Here is a 24,180-nt window from a genome sequence, read left to right as displayed (position 1 = left end):
ATCCCATTACGCCTGTTCTCCTCAAAGCAGGAAACATTTTGGCAGGCACTAATTGTTAAAAGCTTACTTCCACCATCCTACTCAATAGCCACTAAATTTCAAAAGAAACAGTTTTTTGTAAATATTTATAATGCAAAAATCTGTTTACTTGCGATTAACATGTCCCCCTTTGAAGGGGGCAAGGGGGATGAGGCAGCCACTTAAATTATCTCTTCCCAGGATGCTCCTTTTCCCACTCTTCAATGTAATTTTGAATCGTCCTATTCACATTTTCAATATCTTGCATTACCTCATCATCATTGAAGCGTAAGATATGAAAACCCAATCTGGTCAAAACCAGCTCCCGTGCTTTATCTTTCTCAAATTGTCCATCCCAATCATGCGTAAGTCCATCAACCTCAATTATTAATTTCAAATCCTTCGAGAAGAAATCAACAATGTAATGCTCAATTGGCCGCTGTCTTAAAAAGGGATAACCCAGCATTTTTTTATTTCGCAACAACTCACACCACAATCTGATCTCCGCCTTGGTACTATCATTTCTATGAGCCCTGGCAAAGGGTTTTAATTTTCGGTTATAATGGTTGTTATCCATAGTATTAATAGCTATCATTTCATCCCCCTGCCCCTTTCGAAGGGGGAAAGATTTTGGCAGACAGTTATAATGCAAAAAAATTATATCTCAGCAATCAACTCATCCCCCTGCCCCCTTCAAAGGCGACGGATTTCTACAAACTTTCAAAACGCAAAGCATTAATTTCTGCGTAATCTACTTATCCACTGTCCGTTCAAAAGAGAAATAGCAAATTAAAGCTAAGCTCCAAGTTGCAACACTACGCCTTACTCCAGGTTGTTCCTTCTTTGCCGTCTTTAAGCTGAATACCCAATTCCTGTAAACCGATGCGGATACGGTCAGAAGTTGCGTAATCTTTATTGGCTTTGGCTTCAGTTCTGAGGTTAATCACCATTTCCAGTACCCCATTTAAATCATTGCTGCCGGCATCTTCATCCTTCAGTCCCAAAATTCCAAATACAAAATCGTGGATCAACACTTTCAGTTTCTCCAAGGCTTCGGCAGATATTTTTCCCTTACCATCGTAAACGGTGTTGATAATCCTTACGGCTTCAAACAGCTCTGCAATTAAAATCGGACTATTAAAATCATCATTCATTGCAGTAATGCATTTCTCTTTCAACGCATCGATATCAAAATCATTCTGACCTGATACCGATAGTTTATCCAAAAGATTAATAGCAGCCATTAAACGGCGAAATCCTTTTTCCGAAGCGTCGAGCGCATCATTGGAGAAATCTAAAGTACTGCGGTAGTGCGCCTGCAGCATAAAAAATTTAACCGTCATCGGGCTATAACCTTTTTTAAGCAGAGGGTGATCGCCGGTAAATAACTCCAAAGGTAAAAAACCATTGCCTGCCGATTTCGACATCCGCGTTCCGTTAACCGTTAGCATATTGGTGTGCATCCAGTAACGCGCAGGTTGTTTATGGCTGCAAGCTTCAGATTGTGCAATTTCATTAGTATGGTGTGTGGCGGCCAAATCCATTCCACCACCATGAATATCAAATTCAGCACCTAAATATTTGGCACTCATTGCCGAACATTCAATGTGCCAGCCTGGGAAACCCATTCCCCATGGCGATTGCCATTGCATTAGGGTTTCTGGCTTGGCCTTTATCCACAAAGCAAAATCGAGCCTTCCGCGCTTCTCATCCTGCCCACCCAGTTCGCGGGTATTGTTCAGCATGTCTTCCAAATTGCGGTTGGTTAATATGGTATAATTATATTCCTTGCTGTATTTTTCTACATCGAAATATACGTTGCCATCTATTTCATATCCATAACCATTGGCTATTATAATTTTGATCATTTCTATCTGCTCGATGATATGACCGGTAGCCGTAGGTTCGATACTTGGTGGCAAGGTATTAAACATGCGCATTACATCGTGGAAACCCAAAGTATACTTCTGTACAATTTCCATGGGCTCCAACTGCTCTAATTTTGCGCGTTTTGCAAATTTATCATCTCCTTCATCCCTATCTCCTTCCAAATGCCCTGCATCGGTAATGTTCCGCACATAGCGCACTTTAAAACCGGCATATTTAAGGTACCTGAAAATTAAATCGAAAGATATAAATGTACGGCAATTGCCCAGGTGCACATCGCTGTAAACAGTAGGTCCGCAAACATACATCCCAACATTGGGTGCATTTAGGGGTTGAAAAAGTTCTTTTTTACGTGAAAGCGTATTATAAAGCTGTAAGCCAGTATTCATATTGCAAATGTAAGATTTAGTTAGAAAGTTAGAACGTTTAAAGTTGCAATGTTTGGCTTATGATTTTTAGCTAACATTTATCTGCCGGGCAGCATGCTTATAATATATAATATATTGCTGCATTGTATCATAGTTATTGTTTCCTTGCTAGATTGTTATTTGGAAAGGTGCTGTAGTGCTTATCGGTTACAGCAGTCCCTCTTTTCGCTGTAGTCCCGGTTGAAAAACCGGGAGCTGCCGCTTCAATAGGGTTTAAATAGGTTATTTTAGTGCAAAATACTTCCGAAGTTGGCCTAGCTATTGTCCAGAGAAGACTCTGCAAGCCGCCGATTAACCGATTTAAAAAATTAACCTTCCCAATTATTACAACCCTCAAACATTTCAACATTGCAACATTTCAATCCTATTCATTAACTTTGTAGCATGATTGATTTACCGGTAGTACCTGCTGTAACTGAAGTTAAACGTAAACCCGATTGGTTACGTGTAAAATTACCTGTTGGCAAAGAATATGCCCAAGTTCGCAGTTTAGTAGACACGCATAAGCTCCATACCATCTGCGAAAGCGGTAATTGCCCGAACATGGGCGAATGTTGGGGTGCCGGAACAGCCACCTTCATGATTTTAGGCAACATCTGTACCCGCAGCTGCTCTTTCTGTGCTGTAGCTACAGGCAGGCCATTGGCTGTTGATGTTGATGAACCCAACCGCGTTGCCAACTCGGTAAAGCTAATGGGCGTTAAACACTGCGTAATTACCTCGGTAGACCGTGATGACTTAAAAGATGGCGGATCAATTATCTGGGCCGAAACCTTACAGGCCATCCGCAGAGAAAGTCCTATCACAACCTTAGAAACATTGATTCCCGATTTTAAAGGCCAATGGGATAATTTATACCGCGTTTTAGCTGAAAGACCAGAAGTGGTTTCGCACAATATGGAAACGGTTAAGCGTTTAACCCGCCAAGTGCGCATACAGGCTAAATACGATAGAAGTTTAGAAGCTTTGAAAAGAATTTCTGAATTTGGATTACGCACCAAAACAGGTATTATGCTTGGATTGGGTGAAACCGAAGAAGATATTTTTGAAGCCATGGACGATTTAGTGGCCAATGGCGTTCATATCCTAACCTTGGGCCAATACTTACAGCCTACACGCAACCACCACCCTGTAGTAGATTGGATACACCCCGATACTTTTGCCATGTACAAAGAAGTTGGCTTGGCCAAAGGGTTAAAATATGTAGAAAGTGGCCCATTGGTACGTTCATCTTACCATGCAGAAAAACATCTTTTCCCGATAGATGGAATTGCCTAAGCCGGGCGGTTTGGCAAAAATTAAAAATGTTTAAAAAACCTTACTCCAAAACAGAGTGATTTTCTAAAACATTTTTTTGCTTTTTATGTTCTGTATTGTAACTTAGTAACCACGTGACTGCATTAAAAAAATTAACCCTAACCGAGCCTGAACTTGTTCTAGCACTGCAATCGAAAGATGCTGCGGTACTAAAAACACTGTACAGTATGTATTCTTCGGCGCTGTACGGGGTTATTTCACGCATTATTACCCATACCGAACTTGCTGAAGATGTGCTGCAGGAAACCTTCGTAAAAATTTGGCAGTCAGCAGAACATTACGATAATACGAAAGGACGTTTGTTTACCTGGATGATGAATATTGCCCGCAATTTATCAATTGATAAGCTCCGATCTAAAGATTTTAAGAATTCTCTCAAAAACCAAGATATTGAAAATAACGTAAGTTTCGTTGATGAACAAAACAAGGTTACATTTAATCCGGATGTTCTTGGTGTTAAGCAACTTGTAGAGAACCTTAAACCAGATTTACAAGCCGTTCTTGATTTAGTTTATTACAAAGGCTTTACGCATGTAGAAGCCGCTGAAAAGTTAGATCTGCCATTAGGTACGGTGAAAACCCGCATCCGGCTGGCTATTATTGAATTGAGAAGGAATTTTAATTGAGCGTGGAAAATTTAAAAGCATATATCGAATCTGGAGTACTTGAGCTGTACGTTTTAGGTGATTTATCACCAGAGGAAACGCTGCAGGTTGAGGAAATGGCATCTCAAAACCCTGAGGTTAGAGATGAAATAGCAGCCATTGAGCAAGCTATGGAGCAATATGCAATGCAAAATGCTGTAGAACCATCTGCAGATGTAGAAACAAGATTATTTGAAAAATTGGGCTTAAGTGAAGTAGAAGAGGTAGTGGACATTAAACCCGAGCCAATTTATACTGAAGAACCCAAAATTATACGTTTAGATGGTAGCGATGCCAAAGTGAGAACTTTGCGTTACGCATTGGTTGCTTGTATAGCTTTACTGGTTGTAAGTACAGCTGCTTTGTTTATTACTTATAATAAACTGAATGCAGCGCACGACCAAATTGCCAGTTTAAACCTTGATAAACAAAAGTTTGCCGGAATAGTGAGCAAACTGGAGTTTGAGAACCAAGGCTTGGGCAATATGGCAGCCATGGCCGATAGCAAAGAGTGGGCAACCATTAGAATGGAAGGACAGGCCTTTAGCCCAGCTTCTAAAATGAAAGTATACTGGAACAAAAAAGATAAGAGCGTACTCATTAACTATGTTGCCATGGATCTGCCGAAAACAGATGCAGCACATGAGTACCAATTATGGGCCTTAGTAAATGGCAAGCCGGTAAGTTTAGGTGTTTTCGGAAAAACAGATTCGACTTCTAACGAGGCTTTGGTTAAAATGCAGACCATTCAAGAAGCACAGGCATTTGCGGTAACCTTAGAACCTACTGGCGGAAGTATTAACCCAACAATGGAGAAATTAACCGTAATGGGCGGTGTATAATAGATAAAAAATTAGTAGATACATTAAATCCCGGCATTTTATCAATGCCGGGATTTTTGTTTTGTACCCATGAGTCGTCACTATGTCCTGATTAACATCGGGATCAGGGCCTTAAAAATGCAATAACGATGCTGAAATAAATCGGATAGAATCGGATCAGCATGACTGACCTGCGCATTCACTGGTACCGTGGTTCGCCTCTCCATAAACCAAAACATCATTTAAGATTTCGCAGCATATTTCACCTCTTCATAAGGTTGTACCAAAACCCAGCCTTCGCCAAAAAACTCGAGCTGAAAAGATTCACCGCTTCCCCTTCCGATAAAAGAACCAAAAGTTAAATTTGTTTTAATATTGGGAGATAGGTTTTCTGACCAGGCTACGGTAGCATTAGGATCGGTATATACAGGTTGGTTGGCCGTAACCCTCAACAAAATCGGTTCTCCGTGCGTGGTAATGGCAATGTAGCCGCTGCCAGATAGTTTTACCTGAAACAGGCCGCCACTCATCATTCCAGCAATGCTTTTCAGCATCTTAATTTCATTTTTAATATTTTCTTCCAAAGCCAATACATCGTTTCCATTTACAAAAACCGATTCATTTTGCAGTTTAATGATCTTCACCTTCTTTCCCTCATCAGCCAGGTATAACTTCCCGCTTCCGGCCGCATGCATAAGTGATGTACCCTCGCCTGATATGGCTTTCTTGAGCAATCCACCTAAACCTTTGCTCAACAAACCTTCCCGTTTAAAATCGATATTCCCGATGTAGGCTACCATTGAACCTGCCTTAGCCAGGATTTTTTGGTTTTTGAGATTCACCTCCAGTAAAGCAGGTTTTTCCAGTTCAAAAAAATCGTTTTCCTGTGGATTTTCTGCAGATTCCTGAATGAGTTCATTCAGCGTGTATTCTTTCTGTGCCATAATTTAGTTTTTCTTTTAAGTTTCCGTTTTCAGCCTTAAATTAAATAATATTATCTACTGACGAAAAACAATCCACTAAAAGATTAGTTTAATTTATTCACATCTGTTGGCGCCGCAGTGTTTTCCGAATTATTAAAGCAATGCCTTTATTTCTTTAGAAATACCTGTAGCCACCTGTGATGCCGTAACCACATAATTTTGGTCCGATAAGTCGTCGCCGGTTTTTCCATGGATAAAACAAGCTGCCACGGCTGCATCAGCTGAGCTGTATTTTTGTGCTACCAAGCCAGAAATAACCCCCGTTAAAGCATCGCCCATGCCTCCTTGGGCCATTGCCGGGTTACCTGTTGGGTTGATCATTACTTTTCCGTTAGGCAGGCATACAAAAGTATATTGGTTTTTAAGTACAACCACAATCTGAAGCTTTTGCGCATATTTTTTTGCTGTTTGTACCCTATCCCACCAATTATCATGCTCACCGAACAGCCTATCAAACTCTTTAACATGCGGGGTTAGGATAGTGTTTTTGGCAAGTTTTTCAATCAGATCGGGCCTTTCTGATAGGATATTCAGGGCGTCTGCATCAATGATCAATGCTTTATTAACCATAATCAGACTTTCCAATAACCTTTCATTTTCTGAGCTGATGCCCAATCCCGGACCTATTGCGATAGCCTGATATTTTGAGGGATTTTCAATTCTGGTATATTCATCCCGTGTTAGTGCCATAACCTCAGGCAGGGCTGTATTTAATGCGGTTAACCCACCTTGATGGATGCAGGCAGAAACCAGACCAGCGCCTGTGTGCAGGCAGGCCATTGATGCAAGCAGGGCTGCCCCCATGGTATTTGTATTTCCGGCGATAATTAAGGCATGCCCATAGGTTCCCTTATGGCTAAATAACTTCCGTATATTTAAAATCCTGCGGATATCACTTTCTTCGCTAAAGTAAAAATCTGTCTCCTGCGCCTGAATAAATTTTTCGTCGAGCTCAATGTCCACTACCTCAAACTTTTCAGTAGCTTCAATAGATTCGGGAAAGAAAAAGTTAATTTTTGGCCGCTGAAAACAAATGGTTTTATAAGCCCTTACTCCATTATAATTTTTGGTTAAGCTACCCTCTGCAAAGAAACCCGTAGGTACATCTACAGCGTATACTTTTTTATTTAATCTATTGATGTATAAAGCCAGTTCGGCATAATCACCGGTCAGGGGTTTATTTAAGCCCGAGCCTAAAATGGCATCTATAATTAAATCTGGCTTAATATTTTTTAAATTAACCGGCTTATCGATTACAGCCTTTTTACAGCGCGATTCGTCTAAACGCTGCAGGTTTATGGCAAAATCACTGCTTTGTTTATCACCAAAATTAACGATATAAACCTTAATGTTATCGTATCCATTGGCCAACAAGAGATGGGCAATGGCCAGTCCATCGCCGCCATTATTGCCTTTTCCACAAAAAATAGCAATGCTTTTATTGGTATCGAATTCATCTTTTAAAAAACACTGCACAAAAGCACGGGCAGCCTTTTCCATCAAATCGATAGATGCAATGGGTTTATTGGCTATGGTAAACTGATCTGCGCTACGCATTTGGGCAGCGGTAAGCAATGTTTGCATATTACTAATATAAAGTTTTTAGCTATAATAAATTTTTCGGTGCTATTGTTTGGCCAGAATATGTAAACCTACCGTATCATTTATATCTTTAAGCTCATATACCTTTTGCAAAGCTTTAACGTTTTCTAATGAATTAAATTAAACTCTAAACTAATGAATCAAAAACCATCAAATGCATTTGTGGCTGCGGCCTGGATTGCATTGGGCATTGGAATGATCGGCTTTATTGTAGGCCTGTGGCGTTCTGATATGCTCCTCAACGAAAAAGGATACTATTTTACCGTACTGATGTTTGGCCTCTTTGCGGTAATCTCCTTACAAAAAGCTGTACGCGATAAACTGGAAGGTATTCCGGTAACTGAAATTTATTATGGTTTAAGCTGGTTTTCTACACTGCTAACCATTACTTTACTGGTAATCGGTTTGTGGAATGCCACACTTTTACCAAGTGAAAAAGGTTTTTATGCTTTTGCTTTTCTACTCTCTCTTTTTGGTGCCATAACGGTGCAGAAGAACACAAGAGACAGCCAGATAGTGAATAAAAACCGCGGTTCAGAATAAAATTTAGCGGCTGTATCAGCATGAATAAGTCCTTCAACTACCTGCCCCGATTTTTCATCGTGAGTCTCAAGCCGACTTTCTTCAATTGTGATACAGCCCCATTTATCTAGCTAAATACCGGGTTAGCCAATGTTGCATTAAATGATAGAAGTTCTTTCTTGGCCAGAAAATGTCTTTCAGAAATAATACCGGCAAAGCAGTTCATGGCGAAAAAGAGTTCTTTTAGTTCTTCGTCAAAGTAAAGATCAGCCCCGAAATATTTATAATTGTACTTCAGGTAATCTTCAAGTTTTAGCTTGAATTCTGCACTGATTAAATCTGTATAATCTTCATTCTGTAGTATATCTGCTAGCTGATCCTTAAATTTTTTTTCCTCATTTTTAACCACAACCATCTTTCGCTTAATTACTTCTTTTGATGCCGATGTGTGCATAAATCTGGTTGCATTTGCCAGATCAGCATAAACAATTTGCTGCACAGAAAATTCTTCAATTACCTGTTTATATTTTATCGCGAGTGCCTTATAGATTGGGCCCGATTGATTTTCTTCAGATAAAAACCTAAAATATTCAAAAATCTTATTGTCGAGCTTGGCCAATTCTTCATTCTTAGTGTTTATTTCGGCCTTCAGATAGTCGATCATTGCCCTGCAATCGGCCAGCGAATATTTTTTACCATCGTAGTTAAATGTTTTAACGTTGATTACCTGCGAATCTATATGCTCAATAGTAGCCAGATCTGATTCTAGGGCATTGAGTTCATACATCACACTTAAGTTGCTATCATCAAAAAATGCCTCAACGCTTAATTCAGAAGAAATGGTGGGCTGCTCAAAAACATCAGGTTTGAACTGACTATATGGATTTCTATAATCAAAATAGCCATTAAAAACCTGAGGATAGGAATTCTGGTCATTTTCTTTCAAAAAATCCGCCTCAAAACTGCTTAAATCCTGTACAATTGGTTTTTCTTGGTAAACCGCATTTTGAAATATCTGGGCAGTCAGTTTTTCAGCTATCTTTTCCTGATCAATAAGAAGACTAATCGCCCTACCATCATGCGGCTCAATAACTGCTACACCCAGCTGGTTTAGCCTGTCAATCCGTTCTTCGGTTTCAGGATGAGAGGTATATTGGTTGCTAAATGATATTTTTGATTTATTGAATCGGTTGTAATAACCAATACTTACCTGCGGAAATCCGTTTTCGAAAGGCATTTTATTTCTTTTGGCTAAAAAATCCATCACCAAAATCTGGTTTGGAAAAATATTTTCCGCGGTAACACAATCATCAATTTTTCTTTCATAATAACTACAAACCACATCTATAGCGTGGCTTGCCAGCTGCATGCGCAACAACGAATCAACAAGGGGTTTGGAACCAACGGTTACCGCAGCAACGGCATCTGCATGGAATTCCATTTCGTGCGAAAGCTTGCTATAACTGGCACTTAAAATCTGGTATACCCGCACCAGTATCTGCTGCATAAGGCCAATTATCTTATCCGAAACCAGAACAAAAATCCCAATGTACGAGCTGGCACCGGCGATGCCACGGGTTACTTTATCATAGCTTTCATTATCGTAAAGCATGTCGTGTATCACTTTGTTAAACTGGTAAACATAAATACCAACTTTCATACTCCTTTGCGAGAAATGGCCAAATTCATGGGCCAATATGGCCCGCAGTTCATTAGCTGTTGTGGTATTGATAAGTCCGAATCCAATCGTAAGATTCTTACGTACCGGAAAAAACATGCTCCAAAAGTTCGAATCGTAAAAAACAGAAGCATTCACCTCGCTGGATAAGTAAACTTTTTTGGGGAAGTCAGTCTTTACCGTTGAAACAATTTCATCGATTATTTTAAAGATACCAGGTTGACTATCCCTAGTAATCTCCAATAGATGTGACCTATCTACCTTATTGCTTTTAAAAACAAATTTGATCAGGAAAAACAGGATCATAAAACCAAAACCGATTAATCCAATACCAAAAATAAAGGTGATAGTTGAATGCACATACTCCATGAGCTTAATCCCTAGGTAACAACATGTTGCCGTTAATATTGTGGTGAAAATGACAAGAATAGTGTAGGTTGCGATAAACAAGCCAATAGCCTGTACCGACTTTGCAGCCATCTTTTTAAAATTATCGGATGGCTTGAGTGCGTTTTCTAGCATAAAATAATGTTTGGTAACGCAAGATACCAAAACAGCCATTTGCCTAAAAGGCCTTTTTTAAAAAATACGAGTTTATTAATTCCAATCCTCCCCTTACGGTAATTTAAATACCAACAGCTATCATTCAAATTAACAATATTTCTTTAACTGCATTTTATGCTTCTAACTACTTGATTAATTTAAGATAAGCATAAAAAAAATCACTAATTTAAACGGCCGATACCGAGTAGATTATAATTTCCGAGCAGATTGATTATTGGTCTATTTTACTTAATGATAAAATCTTAGTATGGCAGATACGAATGGCTTAAAGAAAACCCTTACTCCATTTATGTTATGGGGACTAGGTGTTGGGTACGTAATTTCAGGAATGTATTTCGGCTGGAATTTAGGGCTGGAAAAAGGTGGTACCTTGGGCATGGCCATTGCAACTGTTGCCATCATGGCCATGTATATTACCTTTAGCTTCAGTTATGCCGAACTGGCCTGTGCCATACCCAAGGCCGGTGGCGTTTTCGATTATGCCAATACAGCTTTGGGCCAAAACATGGGTTTTATTGCAGGCATTGCACAAATGGTAGAGTTTATATTTGCGCCCCCTGCCATTGCTTTCGCTATAGGCGCTTATTTTAATGCTTTTTTCCCTCAGGTGCCCATTCTTACCAGCGCCATTGCCGTTTATTTTATTTTTACGGCCTTAAATGTATATGGTGTAAAAGCTGCAGCATCGTTTGAAGTTGTTATAACCATTTTGGCCGTGGCCGAACTGCTGCTTTTCTCGGGCATTACGCTGCCGAAATTTCAGACAGAAAACCTGGTGCACAATAATTTTCCCAACGGCTGGAGCGGTGTATTTGCGGCCATCCCCTTTGCCATCTGGTTTTTCCTGGGGATTGAAGGCGTAGCCAATGTGGCCGAAGAAACCAAAAACCCTCAGCGCGATATTAGCAAAGGTTTTGGTTGGGGCATATTTACTTTAGTGGTGTTATGTGTACTGGTTTTCATTTCAACAATTGGTATTGGAGGCTGGGAAGCCATTGTTTATAAAAATGGAAAGTTAGGCGAAACATCCGATTCTCCCCTGCCGCTGGCCCTTTCGATGATTACCGGAGATAACAATTTAATGTATCATTTACTGATTACTGTAGGCTTGTTTGGCTTAGTGGCCTCTTTCCATGGGCTGGTATTGGCTGCCGGCCGCTCTACCTACGAGATGGGAAGGGTAAAAAGTATCCCTGCCATATTGGGTAAAATATCGCCGAAATTTCAAACACCGGCAAATGCTTTAATTGGCAATATGGTTATCGGAATTGTAGCCCTTTTATCAGGTAAAACCGCAGAAATTATTGTTATTTCTGTATTCGGGGCACTCACACTGTATATCATTTCCATGGTTTCGGTAATGGTGCTCCGCAAAAGCAGGCCCGAAATGGCGCGCCCGTTTAAAACACCAATTTACCCTCTGTTCCCCATTATTGCGTTAATAATTTCTTGTGTTTCCTTTATCGCGATGCTGATTTATAATCTTAAATTAGGTTTAATTTATTCGAGCATTGTTTTGGGCATATTTCTTCTATATAAACTTTTTAAAAAGGCAAATTAATGAGTACAAGCAAAGAAATTCTGGATTATGTAAAGAACCACCCCTCGGGCAAAGTAAAGTTGGCCGTTGCCGATATAGATGGCGTTTTAAGAGGGAAATATGTAGCTGCCGAAAAGTTTGCCTCATTAATTGAAGGCCGTTTAGGCTTTTGCGATGTTACTTTTGGTTGGGATGCTGCCGACCTGGCCTACGAAAACGGAAAATACACCGGATGGCACACCGGTTACCCCGATGCACAGGTTAAAATCGATATCACCACCTTCAGAAAAATTCCCTGGGAAAATGATGTACCCTTCTTTTTAGGCGACTTTATTAACGATGATAACCTTGCCAATTTTGTTTGCCCAAGGCAATTGCTCAAAAAGCTGATCAACCAGTGTGAACAGGCAGGCTATGCCCCAATTTTTGCACAGGAATTCGAATGGTTTAACTTTTCTGAAACACCAGATACCATTTACGAAAAAAGTTTTGCCAACTTAAAACCGCTAAGCCCGGGTATGTTTGGCTATTCGATTTTAAGGAGCACCTATAAAAATGAATTTATGAGCGATCTGTTCGAACTGCTCACCAAATTCGATATCCCCATAGAAGGTTTACATACCGAAACCGGTCCGGGGGTTTACGAGGCGGCCATCAAATATGCTCCTGCCCTTCAAGCTGCCGATCAGGCCATATTATTTAAAACGGCCGTAAAAGAAATTGCCTACAAACATGGCATACTGGCCACATTTATGGCCAAAATAAACGAGAACCTGCCTGGCTGCAGTGGGCATGTTCACCAAAGTTTGTGGGACAGCAGCAGCAAGAATAATCTTTTTTACGATGAAAAAGATCCGTACAAGATGAGCGAAATCATGAAAAGCTATATTGCGGGTCAACTTCATTGCCTGCCACACATTTTACCTATGATTGCCCCAACCATTAATAGTTACAAGCGCTTAGTTGAAGGTGCCTGGGCCCCAACTACAGTTACCTGGGGCATTGATAACCGTACAACGGCTTTACGGGCCTTGCCTGGAAGCCAAAAGGCTTCGCGCTTAGAAACCAGGATAGTAGGCTCAGATACCAATCCTTATCTGGCAATTTCGGCCTGTTTGGCGGCCGGATTGTATGGGGTTAAAAACAAACTTACACTCGAACAGCCACTCACCAAAGGAAATGGATATACCGATTTTTCGAATGGCGTATTATCCCGAAATTTATTTGAGGCAACACAACAGATGAAAAATTCTGATCTAGCCAAAACATTATTGGGGGCAGATTTCGTTGATCATTTTACCATGACCCGCGAATGGGAATGTAAACAATATGCCAAAGTAGTAACCGATTGGGAGCTGAAAAGATATCTGGAGATTATTTAATTATAGAACCATCATGCTAACATAAGCCCAAAACCTATTACAGACTACAACTAAACTTAGATGCGCTCAGGTGTATCAGGTGGTAAAAAAATAAAACATGCTAAAGTTATTCGTCACCTAAAGCATTTAAGAACAAGTAAAAACACACATATTAAAACCTCAGTTATTAAAAGAACTATCATGATATTTGATAAAATCCATCAGTTTAATTTTCCAACAACCATCCGTTTTGGTGCAGGTGCGGTAAAAGAATTGCCGGCCTATTTAGCCAAGCATAATTTAAGAGCACCCTTAATTGTTACCGATCCGACCATTGCTCAGCTTCCATTTTTTAAAAGGATTGTTGATGATTTAAAAGCAAAGAACACTTCAGTAGAGGTTTTTAGCGATATCCATAAAAACCCGGTAAAGAGCGATGTTTACAAAGGAACAGCAATTTGGGATGCTACACATCGCGATAGCATAGTGGGTATAGGTGGCGGTGCAGCCTTGGATGTGGCCCGGGCCATTGTGCTCCGTGTAAACCACCGCGAGGATTTATTTAAATATGACGATCTGATCGGGGGTGATGTTTACGTAACCAATGATGTTCCCCATTTTATTACCATCCCTACTACAGCTGGTACCGGAAGCGAGGTGGGCCGAAGTGCCATCATTGCAGATGATGAAACCCACCAGAAAAAAATCCTGTTTTCGCCTAAATTAATGGCCCAGATTGTTTTTGCAGATCCTGAGCTAACGATGGATTTACCACCTTTTATTACTGCAGCAACAGGCATGGATGCTTTAACGCACAATATGGAGGCTTATTTGGCAAAAAACTTTCATCCCATGTGTGATGGAATTGCACTCGAAGGGATTGCATTGATCAAAGATTCGCTGGTACAGGCAACGCATAAGCCCGACTTAGAAAGCCGCAGTAAAATGTTAATGGCCTCGATGATGGGTGCCATTGCCTTTCAGAAAGGCCTGGGCGTAGTGCATTCGTTGGCACATCCGCTTTCATCTTTGCTCGATACCCACCATGGCTTAGCAAATGCTGTAAATATCCCTTATGGCATGCAATTTAACATTGCCGGCTTTGAAGAACGCTTTAAAAAAATAGCCCGCGCATTGGAGCTTCGGGAAGAGAGTGGCGAAGCTGTTGTAAAATATCTGTTCGATTTGAATACGAAAGTAAATATTCCGCATAAATTGAGTGATATTGGCGTTAAAGATGAACACATAGAAACACTGGCAGATTTAGCCTTTGCAGATTTTGCACATCCCAATAATCCTAAGCCTGTGAGCAGGGATGATTTTAAACAACTGTATTTAAGTGCACTTTAAAAAATCATTAAACACAGATAAAATGGATAAACACAGATAAAAAAATCTGATAAAAATGATTTAACAAATTGTGAGTAATCAAATCGCTGTCGATCAGTAAAATCTGTAGCAAAAAATAGTTACCATGCCAGATAAAATAATAATTGGGGTTACCGATTGCAGTAAATATACCATTTACCAAGATTGGGTCTTATCTTACGATAAAAGTGTTGAGGTAATCCGGTTAGGCCATAAGCTTAACAATTTCGATCAAATCAAAAAATGCCATGGCATCGTTTTAACGGGTGGCGAAGATGTACATCCGCGGTTTTATAACCAGCCCGAATATCTTCAATATTGCTACGATGATGATATTGACGAAGCCAGGGACGAGTTTGAATTTAAGGTTTTAACCTACACCGAAGCACATTCCATTCCTGTTTTAGGCATTTGCCGCGGCATGCAGGTAGGCAATGTATTTTTTGGCGGAACATTGATTCCCGATATCCCAACATGGGGGAAGTTTGATCATGCCAAAATGCACGATAAATCAGACCGCTACCACGAAATCATTGTAAACCCATCTTCATGGTTAAGCCAGATTGTAAATACCGATAAAGGTTTGGTAAATAGTAACCACCACCAAAGTACCGATAAGAGCGGAAAAGGATTAGTGGTAAGTGCAATCTCGCCCGATGGGGTTGCCGAGGCAATGGAAAGGTTAGAACCAAAAGGAAAACCCTTTCTGTTATTTGTACAATGGCATCCCGAAAGGTTAAAAGACCAATACGGCGCTTTTAGCAAAAACATACACGAGGCTTTTGTTAATGCAATAAAATTAAATATTAACCACAGCTAAAAAAGATAAACACGGATACCAATTCATGATGATTAGCACGCTTTTTAATAATATCCGTGTTCATGTGTGAAATCTGTGGCAAAAACCAAAAATATGGAGATCATCAATCCAGCAACAGCAGAAATTATAACCAGTTTGAAGGAAGATAACCCAAGCACCCTTCAAATCAAATTCGATGCTTTGAAAGAGGCTCAGTCAGAGTGGGCTGGCATAACACTTCACGAAAGGATATCGGTTATCGCCAGGTTCAGCGATTTACTGCAAAATAAAACCGAAGAGCTGGCGGCTATGTTAACCCGCGAAGTAGGTAAACCCCTGCAGCAATCGCGCAATGAAATTAACGGCGCCAGGGCCCGCATTAAATGGATGCTGGCTAATGCCGAAAAATATCTATCAGATGAGCTGATGGTTGATGAACCCGGGCTGAAAGAATTGATTAAATATGAACCTCTGGGTGTTGTATGCAATATTTCGGCATGGAATTATCCTTACCTGGTTGGTGTAAATGTTTTTATCCCCGCACTGTTAAGCGGAAATGCAGTGCTGTACAAACCATCCGAATACGCCACTTTAACCGGCCTTGAGATCGGGAAGTTATTAAAGGAGGCTGGTATACCCGAGCAGGTATTCCATGTAGCCATTGGTGCCAAAGAAACAGGCGCTGCCCTTTTAGAAATGAATTTTGATGGCTATTTTTTTACAGGTTCTTACCAAACGGGGAAGTACATTTACGAAAAAGTTGCTGGTAAAATGGTTCCCTGCCAGCTCGAACTGGGCGGAAAAGACCCTTTGTACATTGCAGAAGATGTTGCCGATGTTTCGGCGGCCGCAATTGGCACTGCCGATGGTGCTTTTTATAACAACGGACAAAGCTGCTGCGCTGTAGAACGTATTTATGTACACGAGCAAAACTACGCCGAATATGTAAAGGCCTTTGTTACCGAAGTGGAAAGCTGGAAAATTGGATTGCCCACTGCCGATGGTGTATATATTGGTGCCTTAACACGGAAAGAACAGATTGCCGTACTGGAAAACCAGGTGAAAGATGCTTTAAATAAGGGCGCTAAATTATTAACCGGAGGCAAAGCCATAACAGGAAAAGGTTATTATTTCGAACCAACAGTTTTAACCGATGTAACCAACGATATGCTGGTGATGCAGGAAGAAAGCTTCGGACCGATTATTGGCATTATGAAGGTAAATAACGACACGGAAGCCTTGAAAATGATGCAGGATACAGCTTATGGCTTAACCGCATCTGTTTATACTGCCGATCAATCGCGCGCGGAAAAAATACTCGCCCAACTGGATGCCGGCTCCGGCTACTGGAACTGCTGCGATAGGGTAAGTGCCGCCCTCCCATGGAGCGGAAGGAAATATTCTGGTATTGGCGCTACACTTTCTCATCAGGGATTGAGGGCATTTACCAAACCTAAAGGCTATCATTTGAGAGGGTAAGTAATAAGCAAAATTTTGATTGAAAGACCTCACTCCGTTGAGCACCACCACCCCAATAACATTTTAAGTAGGTATGATCATTTACTAAATCAGTATATTCGTTATACCAAATAGCATGCTATGAAAATTTTAGCCTTTGCATTTCTTTTTCTTTTCGCATCAAACCATAAAGCAGTAACGGATAAATACCTGTCATGGAACGATGCCGAAAAAATACTCGGACAAAAGGCAAAACTGGTAGAAAACAAAACAGAAAAGCGTGATACTATAATTCGGTATACATCTGTTTACACCACCAATATCAATCAAACGCCGAGCAACCTAAATTATTTGTTCGAGATTTACAAAACAGACGCTGCTTCTAAAAAAATGTATAATTCATTAATAGCCCAGAACCGTGGTCTTTCGGGTCATCAGCAGATTGGTGACATTGGCGATCAGGCGTTTTTCCACTCTGATAGAAAAAACTTCTGCTTAATCGTGGTCAGAAAAGAGCGTTATCTCATCCGGATAAAAGTGAATAAAATCACCGAAAAAACTGATATTGAAGCTTTGAAAAAAATTGCCAAAAAATTAGTTACGTCGAGCTAAAAATTTAACTATACATGATTTACCCTGAAGAGAATCGATTAATAGAAGGCGAAATTGCCGATTACCTGCTAACCGACACAGGCATACTGGTTGCTTACAGTAAAAGTATTTTACGCACCGTAGCAAACATCAAGGCCAATGTTGAGCTGGTCAAAGAAATTACCAATAACAAAAAAGTGCCCCTGTTAATTTATTTAAAAAATTCTCCGGTGCCTGATAAAGCAACCAGAAAATTTTCGACCGAACAATTACCGCACATATACACTGCAATGGCCATGGTTTCTAAACCCGGCCTCGCACAATTGATCATGAAACTATTGTTTAAATTTCAAATGCCTCCTATCCCCATTAAATCTTTCACTGATGATGAAAAAGCCAAAGAATGGCTGAGCAGGTTTTTGTGATCAGCGAAATCGGCGGAGCCCTCTATGTTCTCTATCCCCTTCACATTTCTCCTTGCACAAACACCTCCGATTAAAATCTTTTTAATAAATTGCAGGTTAATACTTACCGGTTAATCCGCTTTAAATATTTTAATGAAAAAATTATTCCTGATTATCTCCTGCTGTCTGCTTACAGCAAATCTTTTCGCTCAATCTATCGTTACAGAAACTGAAATTGGTGATGCTGAAAGCCCGGCTGCACAAACGCCGATTTCCATCATTCCCGAGCCGGTATCGCTGATGAAAAAGGCAGGAACCTTCACCCTGCCCGAAAATGTGACCATCCAGGCAGTTAAAAGTGGAGAATTAAAACAGGCCATCGCTTACCTGTCCGATCGGATTACCACTGCTACAGGTAAATTTGTAAACACCGTTAGCAATGCTAACCACCCGAGCATTAAGCTTATTTTAAATACACAAGAAGATGCTCAATTGGGCAAAGAGGGTTACCGGTTAAATGTTAACCCAAGCCAAATAGTTATTACCGCCAACCAGCCTGCAGGCGTTTTTTATGGCGTTCAATCATTGCTTCAACTGTTCCCTGCCGAAATAGAAAGCAAAGAACTGGTAACCGGTGTAAAATGGAAAGCCCCTTGCGTTGATGTAATTGATTACCCTAAATTGGGATGGCGCGGACTGATGTTCGATGTAGCCCGTCACTTTTTTACCAAACAGGAAGTAAAGCAGTTTATTGATGATATGGTACGCTACAAATTTAATCTCCTGCACCTGCACCTGGCCGATGATGAAGGCTGGCGGATTGAGATTAAAGGCTTACCAAAATTAACTGAAGTGGGTGCCTGGAGTGTTAAAAAGACAGGAACCTTTGGCGATTTTATCCCCCCTACCCCTGATGAGCCCCGTACTTATGGCGGTTTTTATACACAAGAAGATATTAAAGAGCTTGTGCAGTACGCACAGGAACGTTTTGTAAACATATTACCGGAAATAGATGTTCCGGGACATAGTTTAGCCATTATCGCCTCCTACCCTGAACTTTCGTGCACGCCAGAAGCCGTTAACTATAAAGTACGCTCGGGCGAAAAAATTATGGACTGGAGCCGTGGCGCGCCACCAATTGCCCTGGTTGATAATACACTTTGCCCTGCAAACGAAAAAGTATATAGCTTCTTAGATACTGTACTTACCCAGGTTGCGCAACTTTTCCCTTTCGAATACATCCACATGGGCGGCGATGAAGCCTCGCATAATTTCTGGGAGAAGAACGATCAGGTAAAGGCCCTCATGGTTCGCGAAGGATTAAAAACCATTCCACAGGTTCAGGCTTATTTTGAAAAACGTGTAGAACAGATTGTAGTTGCAAAGGGCAAAAAATTTATGGGCTGGGATGAAATTTTAGAAGGTGGTGTATCGCCTACTGCGGCGGTAATGAGCTGGAGGGGAATGAAATATGGTATCCAGGCGGCCAATGATAAACACAATGTAGTCATGAGTCCTACCGATTATGCTTACCTTGATTACATGCAGGCTGATGCCATTACCGAACCAAGGGTATATGCTTCGTTAAGATTAAACAAGGTTTATCAGTTCAATCCGCTTCCGGCAGGAGTAAATGCGCAGTATGTAATTGGTGCACAGGCTAACCTTTGGACCGAGCAGGTTTTTACCTTCCGCCAGGTGCAGTATATGCTTTGGCCGCGTGCATTTGCAATTTCGGAATCGATTTGGAGCCCGATTGAAAAGAAAAACTGGACCAATTTTGTAGACCGTACGCAACAGCATTTTAAGCGACTGGATTTGGCAGAAGTTAAATACTCGCCAGCCATTTACGATCCTATTTTTACCGTTAAACGCAGTGCGGATAAACAGTTAATGATCGAATTAACACCAGAAATTGATGGGCTCGACATTTATTACAGCTTCGATAATTCTACCCCAGATCGTTTTTACCCAAAATATACAGCCGCACTACAGGTACCAAAAGATGCCAGCATGTTACGTGTAATTACTTACCGGGGGAAACAGCCAATTGGCAGGTTGATCAGTATGCCAATTGCAGATTTGCAGAAAAGGGCCAGATAACATGGGAAAAGAAATAGAGCGTAAGTTTTTAATCGATCAGCAGAAGTGGGATAAGCTTGCCAAACCAGCAGGAAAGCTTTTTAGGCAAGGTTATTTACTCACAGATAAAGATAAAACGGTGAGGGTAAGGGCTACTGCAAGCAAAGGCTTTTTAACCATAAAAGGGCAAACCATTGGTGCCAGCAGGCTGGAGTACGAGTATGAAATTCCGGTAAATGAGGCTGTAGAATTGCTGGATAATTTTGCCCAGTCCGAACTTTCCAAAACCCGCTACGAAATTGCGAACAATGGCAAGCTTTGGGAGATAGATGTATTTTTGGGTAAAAACAAGGGCTTAATCGTTGCCGAAATCGAGCTGGAAAGTGAAGATGAAACTTTCGATCTGCCTGATTGGGTGGCGCAAGAGGTTACCGAAGAGGAAAAATATTACAATTCCAACCTAACACTTAGTCCATATCAGGATTGGGTGTAACCTTACTGGGCAAATTCAGTATTTTGAACTTAATAACCTCAAATTTGAACTTATTATCCTCTGACGAGAACTTAATAACTTCTAAACTGAGCTTAATATCCTTTGATTTGAACTTAATAACCTCAAAACTGAACTTATTATCTTCAAATTATAACTTAATAACTCCAAATTAGAACCTAAAAGCATCAATTCAGAGCCTTATGACATCAAATCAGCAGTAGCCTTATATAAGCTGATGCTCGTAGGCAAAGTTTAACAAACCGATTATAGATTTCACCCCGGTTTTACGCCATATATTTTTGCGGTGCGTTTCTACGGTATGTTCAGAGATGAAAAGCATTTTGCCAATGGCAGCCGAGGTATATTCTTTGGCAATCAGCCTGATAATTTCAACCTCGCGTGGCGACAAAATATTTACCTCATCGGTATGTTTTTCTTTTCCATTGATCACTTTGGCCGTAATCGCGTTCTGAATATACGTTTCGCCGCACATTACTTTATCAATGGCCTTATGTAACTCGTGGCTTTTCACATTTTTTAAAAGATAGCCCGTTACCCCCGATTTAACCATGGCCGAAATATGGATAAAGTCATCGAGCTTAGAAAACACCATAACTTTAACCTCTGGAAACCAGCTTTTAATCTGTTTGGTTAAGGCCGCCCCTAATTGTTCTTCGGCACTAACATCTATCATCACAATATGAGGATTTTTACTGCGGATAAGCAGCTCAGCAAATTCGGCAGTATTGGTTTTGCCCACAAGTACAACACTTTCAGTCTCGTTTAATAACGCTTCAATACGGTTCATTAAAGTATCATAACCATAAACTAAAAAGACCTTGATCTTTTCCATAAAGTTTAGTTTTAAACGTTAACCAATGTTAGGGCAATACTGTTTTAACAATTTTTAGCCCTGGGCCTAAATGGCTTTTTAACCAATATCAGGTGTCTTATTAAAAACCTTAAATTTTATGTTTTTTATAGCGGTAAATGTAGATTCGGGTTGGATGGTAACAGATTGATCGATCTTTTTTGTGTAGTTGGAATTTAAACAGATCGAAATAGCCAGCTGTGGGCAATAGAACCGCTTAATGCTTGGTGCGCTACTTAAAGCTGTATCCCATGCAAACAGCACATTGGGCATGAAGAACAGGCCCAATAGCTGAAACTTGAAGCTCAGAAACAAAAAAGTGTAGTTTGAGCGCATAGATAATAATGATGTTTAAAACACTTGTTAATCTAATTTAAACAAAAAATTACCTTTATTGCTATAAATTAAAATTTAGTTAAAGCAAAAAAAAGCGCAGAACCGGTTTTTAGTCAACCAGTTTTGCGCTTCTAATTAAATTATATTTTTTTACTTGGCCAATGGCGCTGCAGCATTTGGTTTTATAATGCCTTTCAGTTCTACATCAAATACCAAGGGCGTAAAAGGATTAATTGGTCCGCCGCCATTTTCGCCGAAGCCCAGTTTCGAAGGTAAAATCAATTTTATCTTACCACCAACACCAATTAGCTGAATACCCTGTATTACGCCTTGAGGCAACTGCCCCAATGGCAAGGTACGAGGCACATATTGTACGCTTTCGGAGAAAACGCCCGCTTCTTTGGCAATCTTGGCACTGGAAGTATCGAAAATATTTAAGGTTCCGTTCGATTTTTTATTGGTAAACTGTCCGGTATAATCAATTAACACCGTATCGGTTAACGCCGCTCTTTCTGCATTTCCCGGGGCCGAAATTACATACTGTAAACCCGATGGGGCGGTAGTAACCTTTAATCCGTTATCGGCAATATATTTAGCAATTTTGGTAGGCTCTACCACTTTATTCTTTTCGTTCAGGGCTTTGTACTCTGCTTCGAAAAATAGTCTTTTCTTGGCTTCGAAAATAGAATCGGGATCTTTTCCTTTATGCAGTACCTTTTCTATTTTAATGGTAAAAGATGCAATGTTCGATTTTAGGCCCTTTGGTTTTGGCTGCCCCGAATATTTCTCCATCGAATCTAAATTCAATTTAAAAACAGCACTGTCTCCTTCGCCAAGTAATTTTAATCCCGATGCCAGATCGCCCTTGAACATCGATTTGCTGATGGCAAAAAAAGCGGGGCGGTCGTTATCATAGGTATTTACCATCACCGAATCCGGGTTGGTATTGGTTTCTACTGTTTGTACGCCATTCAGTTTCACATAATCTCCATCTTGGATTTTTGGCTTACCGTCACTTTTATAGATCTTGTAAGTCATATCTCCTTCACCCTTTTCGAATTTGTTACAGGCAGATAAACCTATTGCCGCTGCCAAGAGAATAATAATTCCGTTCTTCATTTAATTTATTTATTAAAAATAGTCTGCCATTTCCTTTCAAAATGCCTGCCATTTTATTCCTTCATTACAAAGATAGGCTATAATAAGTTTTTATAAATCTTTGGGGTGTTTTATTTCTTGGCTGAGCGTCAAAAAAAAACGGGCAAAAAAATAGGCTGCATCATAAATAGATATTTGTCATCCTGAGCTTGTCGAAGGACATGTTTAAATGCTTTAAAAAAGCGTTTAAACAAGCTCAACGTGACAAATTAGGATGAAATCTCTATTGATGATACAGCCTCCTTAATGCTGTTGTTACCAGATTATTTTTTTACAACCGGAGCAGGTATCTGAACCGGGGCTGCTGGTTTACCTTTAATAATATCTTTAATTTCTAGATCGAAAGCAATTGGGCTAAAAGGCATAATCCCCACCTGTGGCGCACCTTGCTCGCCATAACCTAAGTTAGAAGGGATAATCACTTTGATTTTACCACCTTTACCAATTAACTGTAATGCTTCGGTAAATCCTGGAATGGTACCGCCAACTGGCATTTTTGTAGGACCGTAAGGTTTGCCTGGTTTAAATTCGTTCTCCGCTTTAGCTAATTTCTCATCGCTTGTATCGAAGATTTTATATTTACCATCTTTACCTTTTTTAGTAACCCTACCGGTATAGTTAATCAATACAGTATCGCCTAAAGCAGCTTTCTCTGCGCTACCTTGATTTTCGATGATGTAATGTAAACCACTTGCAGTAGTTTTGGTTGCCAATTTAGTATCTTCTAAATAAGCTTTCAATTTTGCAGGCTCAGCAGCTTTCTTTTTCTCTGAAGAAGCTTTGTAATCAGCCTGGAAAAATTCTGTAGCTCTTTTGTTGAAAGAAGAATCAGCTTCGCCAGCTTTTTTCTTGAATACTTTCTCGATTTTCACTGTAAAAGTGATGTATTTATCGTTTTTGAACTGCTCTGGCTTAGGTTGTTTACTATGGAAAGTCATAGTATCCAAATTTACTTTGAAAGTAGCACTATCACCTTCTCCGAACAACGTTAAAACATCGTTCATATCGCCAGCGTACATTTTTTTCTGTGCAGGAAATACTGCAGGGGTTTCGCTATCAAATGTGCTCGATAAAACTGAATCTTTATCGTTTTTTTGAATGAAATTCATTTTAACGATATCGCCTTCTTTAATTTTCTCGTTACCTGCCGAGTGGTGGATGGTATACAATAAGCCACCAGCTCCCTTTTTTTCTTTGTTACATGCTGCTAAACCTAAAGTGGCTGCTGCTAGAATAATAATTCCCTTTTTCATTT

At 40.2% G+C, this 24,180-nt stretch carries 22 protein-coding genes; 13 read left to right on the top strand and 9 right to left on the bottom strand.

Annotated elements, in window-relative coordinates:
- Window positions 1-205: 205 nt before the first annotated feature.
- Entirely contained in the window at window positions 206-595 is a 390-nt protein-coding gene (locus tag ACS5PU_RS15585) for an endonuclease domain-containing protein (RefSeq protein WP_439460081.1), read from the bottom strand.
- Between the two features lie 238 nt (window positions 596-833).
- The gene (gene cysS / locus ACS5PU_RS15580) at window positions 834-2,294 is read right to left on the bottom strand and encodes a cysteine--tRNA ligase (RefSeq protein WP_439460080.1); all 1,461 of its coding nucleotides are present in this window, start codon (window positions 2,292-2,294) and stop codon (window positions 834-836) included.
- Window positions 2,295-2,717: 423 nt separating this feature from the next.
- Here cysS and lipA point away from each other — a divergent pair, with 423 nt between their 5' ends.
- The 3 genes from lipA to ACS5PU_RS15565 all read left to right on the top strand — a co-directional run bounded on the left by lipA (window position 2,718) and on the right by ACS5PU_RS15565 (window position 5,136).
- Window positions 2,718-3,611 (top strand): lipoyl synthase, encoded by an 894-nt coding sequence (lipA, locus tag ACS5PU_RS15575; RefSeq protein WP_439460079.1) that lies wholly within the window; start codon window positions 2,718-2,720, stop codon window positions 3,609-3,611.
- 113 nt (window positions 3,612-3,724) lie between these two features.
- Window positions 3,725-4,276 carry an RNA polymerase sigma factor gene (locus ACS5PU_RS15570; protein ID WP_439460078.1) on the top strand — a complete coding sequence of 184 codons (552 nt, stop codon included), beginning with the start codon at window positions 3,725-3,727 and terminating at the stop codon, window positions 4,274-4,276.
- Window positions 4,277-4,278: 2 nt separating this feature from the next.
- Entirely contained in the window at window positions 4,279-5,136 is an 858-nt protein-coding gene (locus ACS5PU_RS15565) for an anti-sigma factor (RefSeq protein ID WP_439460077.1), read from the top strand.
- Between the two features lie 221 nt (window positions 5,137-5,357).
- On the opposite strand, the gene ACS5PU_RS15560 is transcribed toward ACS5PU_RS15565, so the two are convergent.
- On the bottom strand, window positions 5,358-6,059 hold the full coding sequence (locus ACS5PU_RS15560; RefSeq protein WP_439460076.1) for an AIM24 family protein: 702 nt from the start codon (window positions 6,057-6,059) through the stop codon (window positions 5,358-5,360).
- Window positions 6,060-6,191: 132 nt separating this feature from the next.
- On the bottom strand, window positions 6,192-7,682 hold the full coding sequence (locus tag ACS5PU_RS15555) for an NAD(P)H-hydrate dehydratase (RefSeq protein WP_439460075.1): 1,491 nt from the start codon (window positions 7,680-7,682) through the stop codon (window positions 6,192-6,194).
- 153 nt (window positions 7,683-7,835) lie between these two features.
- Here ACS5PU_RS15555 and yiaA point away from each other — a divergent pair, with 153 nt between their 5' ends.
- Window positions 7,836-8,243 carry an inner membrane protein YiaA gene (gene yiaA / locus ACS5PU_RS15550; RefSeq protein WP_439460074.1) on the top strand — a complete coding sequence of 136 codons (408 nt, stop codon included), beginning with the start codon at window positions 7,836-7,838 and terminating at the stop codon, window positions 8,241-8,243.
- A gap of 106 nt (window positions 8,244-8,349) precedes the next feature.
- Here yiaA and ACS5PU_RS15545 read toward each other — a convergent pair whose 3' ends face one another.
- Window positions 8,350-10,422, bottom strand: a complete 2,073-nt coding sequence (locus ACS5PU_RS15545; RefSeq protein WP_439460073.1) for a M48 family metalloprotease — start codon at window positions 10,420-10,422, stop codon at window positions 8,350-8,352.
- A 289-nt stretch (window positions 10,423-10,711) separates the two neighbouring features.
- On the opposite strand from ACS5PU_RS15545, the gene eat reads away from it, so the two are divergent.
- The 9 genes from eat (at window position 10,712) to ACS5PU_RS15500 (ending at window position 20,560) form a co-directional block, all read left to right on the top strand.
- Window positions 10,712-12,025, top strand: a complete 1,314-nt coding sequence (eat, locus tag ACS5PU_RS15540) for an ethanolamine permease (protein WP_439460072.1) — start codon at window positions 10,712-10,714, stop codon at window positions 12,023-12,025.
- On the top strand, window positions 12,025-13,386 hold the full coding sequence (locus tag ACS5PU_RS15535) for a glutamine synthetase family protein (RefSeq protein ID WP_439460071.1): 1,362 nt from the start codon (window positions 12,025-12,027) through the stop codon (window positions 13,384-13,386). Before eat ends, ACS5PU_RS15535 begins: the two co-directional genes overlap by 1 nt.
- Window positions 13,387-13,566: 180 nt before the next feature.
- Window positions 13,567-14,715: an iron-containing alcohol dehydrogenase gene (locus tag ACS5PU_RS15530; protein ID WP_439460070.1), complete on the top strand. Its 1,149-nt coding sequence runs from the start codon at window positions 13,567-13,569 to the stop codon at window positions 14,713-14,715.
- A 124-nt stretch (window positions 14,716-14,839) separates the two neighbouring features.
- Window positions 14,840-15,553, top strand: a complete 714-nt coding sequence (locus ACS5PU_RS15525) for a gamma-glutamyl-gamma-aminobutyrate hydrolase family protein (protein ID WP_439460069.1) — start codon at window positions 14,840-14,842, stop codon at window positions 15,551-15,553.
- A 93-nt stretch (window positions 15,554-15,646) separates the two neighbouring features.
- Window positions 15,647-17,011, top strand: a complete 1,365-nt coding sequence (locus tag ACS5PU_RS15520) for an aldehyde dehydrogenase family protein (protein WP_439460068.1) — start codon at window positions 15,647-15,649, stop codon at window positions 17,009-17,011.
- Window positions 17,012-17,131: 120 nt separating this feature from the next.
- On the top strand, window positions 17,132-17,602 hold the full coding sequence (locus tag ACS5PU_RS15515) for a hypothetical protein (RefSeq protein ID WP_439460067.1): 471 nt from the start codon (window positions 17,132-17,134) through the stop codon (window positions 17,600-17,602).
- Between the two features lie 14 nt (window positions 17,603-17,616).
- Entirely contained in the window at window positions 17,617-18,006 is a 390-nt protein-coding gene (locus ACS5PU_RS15510) for an STAS/SEC14 domain-containing protein (protein WP_439460066.1), read from the top strand.
- A 132-nt stretch (window positions 18,007-18,138) separates the two neighbouring features.
- On the top strand, window positions 18,139-20,088 hold the full coding sequence (locus ACS5PU_RS15505; protein ID WP_439460065.1) for a beta-N-acetylhexosaminidase: 1,950 nt from the start codon (window positions 18,139-18,141) through the stop codon (window positions 20,086-20,088).
- 1 nt (window position 20,089) lies between these two features.
- The gene (locus ACS5PU_RS15500) at window positions 20,090-20,560 is read left to right on the top strand and encodes a CYTH domain-containing protein (protein WP_439460064.1); all 471 of its coding nucleotides are present in this window, start codon (window positions 20,090-20,092) and stop codon (window positions 20,558-20,560) included.
- A gap of 223 nt (window positions 20,561-20,783) precedes the next feature.
- On the opposite strand, the gene ACS5PU_RS15495 is transcribed toward ACS5PU_RS15500, so the two are convergent.
- From ACS5PU_RS15495 to ACS5PU_RS15480, 4 genes are all read right to left on the bottom strand, one after another.
- Entirely contained in the window at window positions 20,784-21,413 is a 630-nt protein-coding gene (locus ACS5PU_RS15495; RefSeq protein ID WP_439460063.1) for a LuxR C-terminal-related transcriptional regulator, read from the bottom strand.
- 78 nt (window positions 21,414-21,491) lie between these two features.
- On the bottom strand, window positions 21,492-21,767 hold the full coding sequence (locus ACS5PU_RS15490; RefSeq protein WP_439460062.1) for a hypothetical protein: 276 nt from the start codon (window positions 21,765-21,767) through the stop codon (window positions 21,492-21,494).
- 150 nt (window positions 21,768-21,917) lie between these two features.
- A complete protein-coding gene (locus ACS5PU_RS15485; protein ID WP_439460061.1) occupies window positions 21,918-22,886 on the bottom strand; it encodes an FKBP-type peptidyl-prolyl cis-trans isomerase in 969 nt (322 codons plus the stop codon).
- A gap of 302 nt (window positions 22,887-23,188) precedes the next feature.
- A complete protein-coding gene (locus tag ACS5PU_RS15480; protein WP_439460060.1) occupies window positions 23,189-24,178 on the bottom strand; it encodes an FKBP-type peptidyl-prolyl cis-trans isomerase in 990 nt (329 codons plus the stop codon).
- Between the last annotated feature and the right edge of the window lie 2 nt (window positions 24,179-24,180).

This window comes from Pedobacter sp. GSP4 (assembly GCF_051857575.1).
Taxonomy (GTDB): Bacteria; Bacteroidota; Bacteroidia; order Sphingobacteriales; family Sphingobacteriaceae; genus Pedobacter.
This window is presented reverse-complemented; position numbering and strand designations above follow the sequence as displayed.

Excerpts from the sequence above, each read along its gene's own strand:
- ACS5PU_RS15585 (WP_439460081.1), bottom strand. The coding sequence starts at position 595 with ATGGATAACAACCATTATAACCGAAAATTAAAACCCTTTGCCAGGGCT.
- cysS (WP_439460080.1), bottom strand. The coding sequence starts at position 2,294 with ATGAATACTGGCTTACAGCTTTATAATACGCTTTCACGTAAAAAAGAA.
- lipA (WP_439460079.1), top strand. The coding sequence starts at position 2,718 with ATGATTGATTTACCGGTAGTACCTGCTGTAACTGAAGTTAAACGTAAA.
- ACS5PU_RS15560 (WP_439460076.1), bottom strand. The coding sequence starts at position 6,059 with ATGGCACAGAAAGAATACACGCTGAATGAACTCATTCAGGAATCTGCA.
- ACS5PU_RS15555 (WP_439460075.1), bottom strand. The coding sequence starts at position 7,682 with ATGCAAACATTGCTTACCGCTGCCCAAATGCGTAGCGCAGATCAGTTT.
- yiaA (WP_439460074.1), top strand. The coding sequence starts at position 7,836 with ATGAATCAAAAACCATCAAATGCATTTGTGGCTGCGGCCTGGATTGCA.
- ACS5PU_RS15545 (WP_439460073.1), bottom strand. The coding sequence starts at position 10,422 with ATGCTAGAAAACGCACTCAAGCCATCCGATAATTTTAAAAAGATGGCT.
- eat (WP_439460072.1), top strand. The coding sequence starts at position 10,712 with ATGGCAGATACGAATGGCTTAAAGAAAACCCTTACTCCATTTATGTTA.
- ACS5PU_RS15535 (WP_439460071.1), top strand. The coding sequence starts at position 12,025 with ATGAGTACAAGCAAAGAAATTCTGGATTATGTAAAGAACCACCCCTCG.
- ACS5PU_RS15530 (WP_439460070.1), top strand. The coding sequence starts at position 13,567 with ATGATATTTGATAAAATCCATCAGTTTAATTTTCCAACAACCATCCGT.
- ACS5PU_RS15525 (WP_439460069.1), top strand. The coding sequence starts at position 14,840 with ATGCCAGATAAAATAATAATTGGGGTTACCGATTGCAGTAAATATACC.
- ACS5PU_RS15520 (WP_439460068.1), top strand. The coding sequence starts at position 15,647 with ATGGAGATCATCAATCCAGCAACAGCAGAAATTATAACCAGTTTGAAG.
- ACS5PU_RS15515 (WP_439460067.1), top strand. The coding sequence starts at position 17,132 with ATGAAAATTTTAGCCTTTGCATTTCTTTTTCTTTTCGCATCAAACCAT.
- ACS5PU_RS15510 (WP_439460066.1), top strand. The coding sequence starts at position 17,617 with ATGATTTACCCTGAAGAGAATCGATTAATAGAAGGCGAAATTGCCGAT.
- ACS5PU_RS15505 (WP_439460065.1), top strand. The coding sequence starts at position 18,139 with ATGAAAAAATTATTCCTGATTATCTCCTGCTGTCTGCTTACAGCAAAT.
- ACS5PU_RS15500 (WP_439460064.1), top strand. The coding sequence starts at position 20,090 with ATGGGAAAAGAAATAGAGCGTAAGTTTTTAATCGATCAGCAGAAGTGG.
- ACS5PU_RS15495 (WP_439460063.1), bottom strand. The coding sequence starts at position 21,413 with ATGGAAAAGATCAAGGTCTTTTTAGTTTATGGTTATGATACTTTAATG.
- ACS5PU_RS15490 (WP_439460062.1), bottom strand. The coding sequence starts at position 21,767 with ATGCGCTCAAACTACACTTTTTTGTTTCTGAGCTTCAAGTTTCAGCTA.
- ACS5PU_RS15485 (WP_439460061.1), bottom strand. The coding sequence starts at position 22,886 with ATGAAGAACGGAATTATTATTCTCTTGGCAGCGGCAATAGGTTTATCT.
- ACS5PU_RS15480 (WP_439460060.1), bottom strand. The coding sequence starts at position 24,178 with ATGAAAAAGGGAATTATTATTCTAGCAGCAGCCACTTTAGGTTTAGCA.